Origin of the sequence: Paraburkholderia sp. (assembly GCF_024281035.1) — a bacterium.
GTDB lineage: Bacteria > Pseudomonadota > Gammaproteobacteria > Burkholderiales > Burkholderiaceae > Paraburkholderia.
On record NZ_JAMXLH010000059.1, the window covers coordinates 1 to 6670 of the forward strand.

The 6670-nt window shown below is 57.4% G+C and carries 6 protein-coding genes and 3 pseudogenes; 5 read left to right on the forward strand and 4 right to left on the reverse strand.

The features are described 5' to 3' along the window. Together Q0L30_RS20120 and Q0L30_RS20125 are read left to right on the forward strand one after the other, a co-directional pair. A pseudogene (locus Q0L30_RS20120) lies at positions 1-479 on the forward strand (acetyl-coenzyme A synthetase); the annotation flags it as partial. Between the two features lie 66 nt (positions 480-545). Further along, a complete protein-coding gene (locus tag Q0L30_RS20125; RefSeq protein ID WP_296660294.1) occupies positions 546-1145 on the forward strand; it encodes an acetate uptake transporter in 600 nt (199 codons plus the stop codon). A 5-nt stretch (positions 1146-1150) separates the two neighbouring features. Here Q0L30_RS20125 and Q0L30_RS20130 read toward each other — a convergent pair whose 3' ends face one another. Next, positions 1151-1417, reverse strand: coding sequence for a hypothetical protein (locus tag Q0L30_RS20130; protein WP_296660297.1), 267 nt, complete (start codon positions 1415-1417; stop codon positions 1151-1153). Positions 1418-1453: 36 nt separating this feature from the next. Here Q0L30_RS20130 and Q0L30_RS20135 point away from each other — a divergent pair, with 36 nt between their 5' ends. Together Q0L30_RS20135 and Q0L30_RS20140 are read left to right on the forward strand one after the other, a co-directional pair. Beyond that, positions 1454-2647 (forward strand): AAA family ATPase, encoded by a 1194-nt coding sequence (locus tag Q0L30_RS20135; protein ID WP_296660299.1) that lies wholly within the window; start codon positions 1454-1456, stop codon positions 2645-2647. 108 nt (positions 2648-2755) lie between these two features. Then, positions 2756-3084, forward strand: a pseudogene (locus tag Q0L30_RS20140) (transposase); the annotation flags it as partial. A gap of 50 nt (positions 3085-3134) precedes the next feature. On the opposite strand, the gene Q0L30_RS25810 reads toward Q0L30_RS20140, so the two are convergent. The 3 genes and pseudogenes from Q0L30_RS25810 to Q0L30_RS20150 form a co-directional block, all read right to left on the reverse strand. Continuing rightward, the gene (locus Q0L30_RS25810; RefSeq protein WP_367277841.1) at positions 3135-3440 is read right to left on the reverse strand and encodes a disulfide isomerase DsbC N-terminal domain-containing protein; all 306 of its coding nucleotides are present in this window, start codon (positions 3438-3440) and stop codon (positions 3135-3137) included. Positions 3441-3519: 79 nt separating this feature from the next. Next, positions 3520-4272: a hypothetical protein gene (locus tag Q0L30_RS20145; RefSeq protein ID WP_296660301.1), complete on the reverse strand. Its 753-nt coding sequence runs from the start codon at positions 4270-4272 to the stop codon at positions 3520-3522. A gap of 183 nt (positions 4273-4455) precedes the next feature. Further along, positions 4456-4554, reverse strand: a pseudogene (locus tag Q0L30_RS20150) (IS5/IS1182 family transposase); the annotation flags it as partial. Between the two features lie 627 nt (positions 4555-5181). On the opposite strand from Q0L30_RS20150, the gene leuC reads away from it, so the two are divergent. Then, a complete protein-coding gene (gene leuC / locus Q0L30_RS20155; protein ID WP_296660303.1) occupies positions 5182-6594 on the forward strand; it encodes a 3-isopropylmalate dehydratase large subunit in 1413 nt (470 codons plus the stop codon). Positions 6595-6670 lie beyond the last annotated feature (76 nt).

Sequence of the window (6670 nt, forward strand, 5' to 3'; positions counted from 1 at the left end):
AACTGGGCGGGCGGCTCTACCTGGCGGGCGACGGCAGCGTGCGCGACAAGGAGACGGGCTACTTCACGATCATGGGCCGTATCGACGACGTGCTGAACGTCTCGGGGCACCGCCTGGGCACGATGGAAATCGAGTCGGCGCTGGTCGCGAATCCGCTGGTGGCGGAGGCTGCGGTGGTGGGCCGTCCGGACGACACGACGGGCGAAGCGGTGGTGGCGTTCGTGGTGCTCAAGGGCACACGTCCGCACGGCGACGACGCGGTGAAACTTGCCAGCGATCTGCGTGCGTGGGTGGCCAGGGAGATCGGACCGATCGCCAAGCCGCGCGACATCCGCTTCGGCGATAACCTGCCGAAGACACGCTCGGGCAAGATCATGCGGCGCCTGCTGCGTTCGCTCGCGAAGGGCGAAGCGATCACGCAGGACGTATCGACGCTTGAGAATCCCGCGATCCTCGAACAGCTCGTGCAAACCGTGTAACGGATCAGGCTGTAGCAGTAAAGCATTAATCAACGGGACAACGATCCCATTATCAAGGAGACGACAATGAGCAACGCAACCGAAGTGAAGAAGTTTCCCAATCCGGCGCCGCTAGGGCTGGCAGGGTTCGCATTGACGACCTGGCTGCTCAGCATGATCAACGCCGGATGGTTCTCCGGGGAAGCAATGGGCATGGTGCTGGCCGTCGCCCTCGCTTTCGGCGGTACCGCTCAGATGATCGCCGGTGTGATGGAGCTGCCGCGCGGCAACACGTTCGGTGCGACGGCATTCACGGCGTACGGCGCGTTCTGGTGGTCGTTCGCGCTCTTCGTGCTGTTCCTGCACGACAAGGTGCCGGCAGGCATGGTGGCGTGGTACCTCTGCATGTGGGGCGTGTTCACCTTCTACATGTGGCTCTCCACGTTCCGCTCGCCGCGCGTTCTGCAAGCTATTTTCTTCGTTCTCTGGATCACGTTCTTCCTGCTCGCCGCCGGCGACTGGACCGGTTCGGCTGCGCTGCACGCAGCAGGCGGCTACATGGGTCTGCTGACCGCCGTTCTGGCCTTCTACCTGTCGGCTGCTGAAATGATGATCGAATGCTATGGCCGTGAAGTCCTTCCCATTGGGACGGTCAGCGCTCCGCTCGTGACGTCGGCGGCACGCTAATGCAATTACACCAGGGTTGATCCTGCATCGATCCGGGTTTGATCCTGGTTTGAGCCTGGTAGCAAGGCACGATAATCCCGCATGATGTTGGCCCGCGCTTTTTCGAAAGTGCGGGCCTTTTTTATTTGTCGTTGAGCGCGTTGTTGGCTGTTCGATGAATGTGTCGCGCTGCCATCGAACACCTCGCGCCATTCGTCGAAGCGGCGATTCGATATCGGGATGCCGTTAACCTGTTGGTGTCCGCGTACCCTGGGCAGCAGGGGCGACGCCACCCGCTATCATGGATAGCCATATCGATCGGGACTGAGATGCTCACCACGCTTGCCATTAGTAACTACCGTTCAGCGCGGGATCTCGTGATGCCCATGACGAGACTGAATCTGATTACGGGCGCCAACGGGAGCGGTAAATCGAATCTCTACCGCGCCTTAAGGTTGCTGGCGAGCACGGCGCAAGATGGCATCATCGCCCCGCTCGCTCGCGAGGGCGGTTTGAATTCACTGATGTGGGCGGGTACGGAGGATCGCTCGGGACGCGTGCGCCGTGGCGAGATTCCGGCCGAGATACGCGCCAGAGGCACGCCAGCGCCGCGACTCAAGTTGGGATTCGGCAGCGACGAGTTTGGCTACGCCGTGAGCATGGGGATCGTCACGCCGCAAGGCAATGAAACCCAGTATAAAGGGTCTTCATTCGCACTCGACCCGGAATTCAAGCACGAATCTATCTGGGCGGGGCCCTTCCTGCGACCGGCAAGTTTGTTGGTCGAGCGTGTCGGCAGCGTGGTTCGCCGCCGGATGGATCGCGAATGGGACGTGCTCACGCAGCACTTGCCGTCCTACGAAAGCCTTTTCTCTCAAGTTGGCCGCGACGCTTTCAGCCCGGAGGTTTTTGCCGTCCGCGAAACGATGCGGAGCTGGCGGTTTTACGACCATTTCCGTGTCGATGCCGAGTCGCCCGCCCGGCATCCGCAAATCGGCACGCGAACGCTTGTGCTCCATCACGATGGACGCGATCTTGCGGCGGCATGGCAAACGATTCGCGAGATTGGAGACTGGCGATCGCTCGACGAGGCGGTCGCCGATGCGTTTCCTGGCGCACGAGTCGAGATCCAGGCTCAACCTGGCGGCCTGTTCGCGCTGCATTTTTATCAGGATGGCTTGTTGAGGCCGCTCACTGCGGCGGAATTGTCCGATGGGACGTTGCGATATCTGTTGCTGTGTGCGGCGCTTTTCACGCCGCGTCCGCCCGAACTGATGATTCTCAACGAACCGGAATCGAGTCTTCACCTCGATTTGATGCCTGCGCTCGGTCGCCTTATTCGGCAGGCGTCGCAGCGATCGCAGATTTGGGTCGTCTCCCATTCCACGCGTTTGGCCGCCGCGCTGGAGGAGGATGCCGAGTGCAACAGCGTGGTGCTCGAAAAAGTCGCCTCGGTGACGACGATCATGGGGCAGCAGCTGCTCGACAAACCGGCCTGGCATTGGGCTGATAAGCATAAGTAGTGATCTTTTCGCAGTTGAAGTAAGGGACTCAGCTAGCGTGTTAGGCACATTCGTTCAAACTTGGTAACCCGGCGGGATGAACGAACGCAAGCTACTTCTGATGGATGTATCGGATGGGAATGGAGCTTTGCCGCTCCGTACCTGACATTGATGAACGAAGATGCCCCGCAGCGTCGATACGAACTGTGGGAAATGTTCAATGCGCTGCGCTGGATGGTGTGAGCCGATTCCTTGTCGCGAATGCTGTCGGCCAATTTCCCGCCGTGGGAACTGGTCCATCAGCAAACGCAGCGCTGGCTAAACGCCGGATGTTTCGAAGCGATGGTGAACGATTTGCGCTCGGTGCTGAGCGTGGCGCAGGAACGTCACGGGCACCCTGTGCCGTCATTCTGGACGGGCGCACATTGCAGTTCACATGCGCAAGCGGTCCGCGCGCGATTACGAGCGCCTCCCGAAACGCTCGCAGGTCTGTACTTCGTTGTCTTCGCTATGCGTACACATCGTTCATGCCACTCCGATTATGTAGAGTGCCTAACGCGCTCCAGTAGATTTGATTAATCTCGGATAATTTTCGGGATGGCAGGTTTTCTTGATTTTGTGCATTAATCATCTTACCAAAAATGACGAATTTCCATTTTTCATCACTGTGGAATATGTGGGAGTTGTCAGCAACCACCTTATACAACCCGTTTATTTCGGACGGGGTTACTGCGGTGATTTCCAGTGATGGAATTCGCTTGCTCAGTATATCCTTCAATTCGCCGTCGTCAGTTCCGTCAGAGCACCCAACCATAAAACTTGCCGACAGAAAACCATTCCAAATCTTAAAAAATACATTCTCTTGCCTCCGTCAATTATCGTAAATAGCGAGATTAAACGCGACGAATCATTCCCATACGAGCATCCGGATCATCTGCGCGCTCCAAAATCTTAAGATCGCAGAATTTATCGATCAGGCAATAGAAAAAAAGATCCCCAGGGACTTCACGACCTGACACGATGGAATCGCTCAGTATTTCTGCTACAACCTGGGAGCTGGGTACCCAATCGTGCCCAATGCGCCCTAGGAGATGCTGATGAAAATCACTCTCAATATATGACTCTATACGTCGAACATGATTAAAAAGCCGGAATTCTCCGTTTTCCCGAATCAACCGTTCCCATTCGCGATGGAATCCATCAACATCTAACTCATCAGAACTGGCAGCGTTATTGGCAATATCTTCTATTCTCCTAATAAATTCAACGCGCTCCATTTTTTCAAGCTGATCGACAAAGATCAATCGAAAATCATGGTACTCCGAAACGTAATTCCATGACAAAAAGTTGCAATATTCCGCCACGTTGGACGCATCAACCCAAACAATACAATCGCATGCGCCTCCGATGCCGCAAGTATGGGGTTTTGATAAAGCAGGCGTGAAGCATTCTCTTGATGGTTGCTGAAATCGCTCCACGAACCAGGCGGATAAATCTGCGCAATTTCGATTCTTTAAAAAACCAAGATGGAAAATTCCATCCACGATAATACACTCCCCTCGCAAATATCCGCTACCCATGGCGGACGAAATCATGCTTTTGGCGGTATCGGAAAACACTATATGCAAGGGAAGATCTTGTTTCATTATATGCGCCGAAAATTAATTTATTGATAAAAATGGCTTGATTTGATTTCTGAATCGAGTCATTGCACGCATTCAATGCACAACTTTTAGAGCGTGTTTGGAACTTTGGATAATAGGTGCGGCATGAACAAGCATAAGCATCGCGAAGACGACGAAGTGCAGGCCGGCGAGAGATTCAGGGAGACGCTGCGGCGCGTCTTCACTCATCAAGATGAGGTACGGAGCGGCGAAGTTCCATTCCGCATCCGAAACATCCGTCGGGTACGAATTGCGTTCTGGCATCCTGCCAGGTTACCCGGTTTCGCTGAAAGTGCCTAAGACGCTCTAGCGAATTTAATGAGTAGTCTTAATCTATGCACTACCTTACCAGAGTCTTGGACAATGCCCTATTTTTTCACCGTTTGCGCAATGCGGAATTTTTATCGATATATGCTAACTGAGGTATCGAACCTTGTTGATGGGGGACGCTCTGTCGATTGCGGTCGATATCTGCACTTTTCGGCGGCGCCATAGAGCGGCAGCACGGCGCACAGATATAAAAGGAAATTACAGAGATGGTTGATGCGTTCTGGCGCAGCGAGCCGCGACTCGAATGATGCGTCGATTCACGCGTTTGCTGGTTCGAGTTGGTGCGGTGCCGACCATGTTGCGTGTGCAGAAAGCGCTCATGCAGACTCCGCCTTGTTGCCTTGTTCTAAAGGTGCTGGTGAACGTCGCCATGACGTCGCAAACGCGCCCCCCGCCAAACAGCAACCCGCTACCGGGTAATACCGATACAGGTATTGCCACTACCACCCAACTCACTGTTTTTTATCGACTTTTTCCAAAGCGGATCAGCAGACCCCGAGTTTCGCGTGGCATAATCGTCCAACACCGTATTGCCCCGTAGTCATTTATTCCCCGCATATCATGGCAAAGACGCTCTACGACAAGTTGTGGGACTCCCACGTAGTCCACACCGAAGACGACGGCACGACGCTCCTCTATATCGACCGTCACCTTCTGCACGAAGTCACCAGTCCGCAGGCCTTCGAGGGCCTGAAGATGCACGAGCGCCCGGTCTGGCGCATCAGCGCGAATCTGGCCGTTTCCGACCATAACGTGCCCACCACGGACCGCAGCCACGGCATCGCCGATCCCGTCTCGAAGCTCCAGGTCGACACGCTCGACACGAACTGCGACGCCTACGGCATCACGCAGTTCAAGATGACCGACCGGCGCCAGGGCATCGTCCACATCGTCGGCCCGGAACAGGGTGCGACGCTGCCGGGCATGACGATCGTCTGCGGCGACTCACATACCTCCACGCACGGCGCGTTCGGCGCGCTCGCGCACGGCATCGGCACGTCGGAAGTCGAGCACGTGCTCGCCACGCAAACGCTGCTGCAGAAAAAGAGCAAGAACATGCTCGTGAAAGTGGAGGGCACGTTGCCGCGCGGTTGCACCGCGAAGGACATCGTGCTCGCCATCATCGGCAAGATCGGCACGGCGGGCGGCACGGGCTACGCCATGGAATTCGGCGGCTCGACGATCCGCGCGCTCACCATGGAAGGCCGCATGACCGTGTGCAACATGGCGATTGAAGCGGGCGCGCGCGCCGGCATGGTCGCCGTGGACGACACTACGGTCGATTACCTGAAGAACCGTCCGTTCTCGCCGCAGGGCGCGGAGTGGAATCAGGCCGTCGAATACTGGAAGACGTTCCGCTCCGACGACGGCGCGCAGTTCGACCGCGTGGTCGAACTGAACGCCGCCGAAATCGTGCCGCAGGTCACGTGGGGCACGTCGCCGGAGATGGTCACGTCGGTGGACGGCCGCGTGCCCGATCCCGAGCGCGAGAAGGATCCGGTCAAGCGCGACGCGATGGAGCGCGCGCTGCACTACATGGCGCTCGAACCGAATACGCCGATCGAGTCGATCAAGCCGGACAAAATTTTCATCGGTTCGTGCACGAACGCGCGCATCGAAGACCTGCGCTCCGCCGCCTACGTCGTCAAGAAGCTCGGCCGCCGCGTGGCGCCGAACATCCGTCTCGCGCTGGTGGTGCCGGGCTCGGGTCTCGTGAATGCGCAGGCCGAGCGCGAAGGGCTCGACAAGGTGTTCGTCGATGCCGGCTTCGAGTGGCGCGAGCCGGGCTGCTCGATGTGCCTGGCCATGAACCCGGACAAGCTCGCCGTCGGCGAACGGTGCGCGTCGACGTCGAACCGCAACTTCGAGGGGCGGCAGGGGAGGGGCGGCCGCACGCATCTGGTGTCGCCGCAGATGGCGGCGGCGGCCGCGATCGAAGGGCACTTCGTCGACATCAGGGAGTGGGGATCGTGAAGGCGATCGAGACGATCACCGGGCGCGTCAGCGCGCTGCAGCGCGACGACATCGATACCGACCAGATCATTCCCAA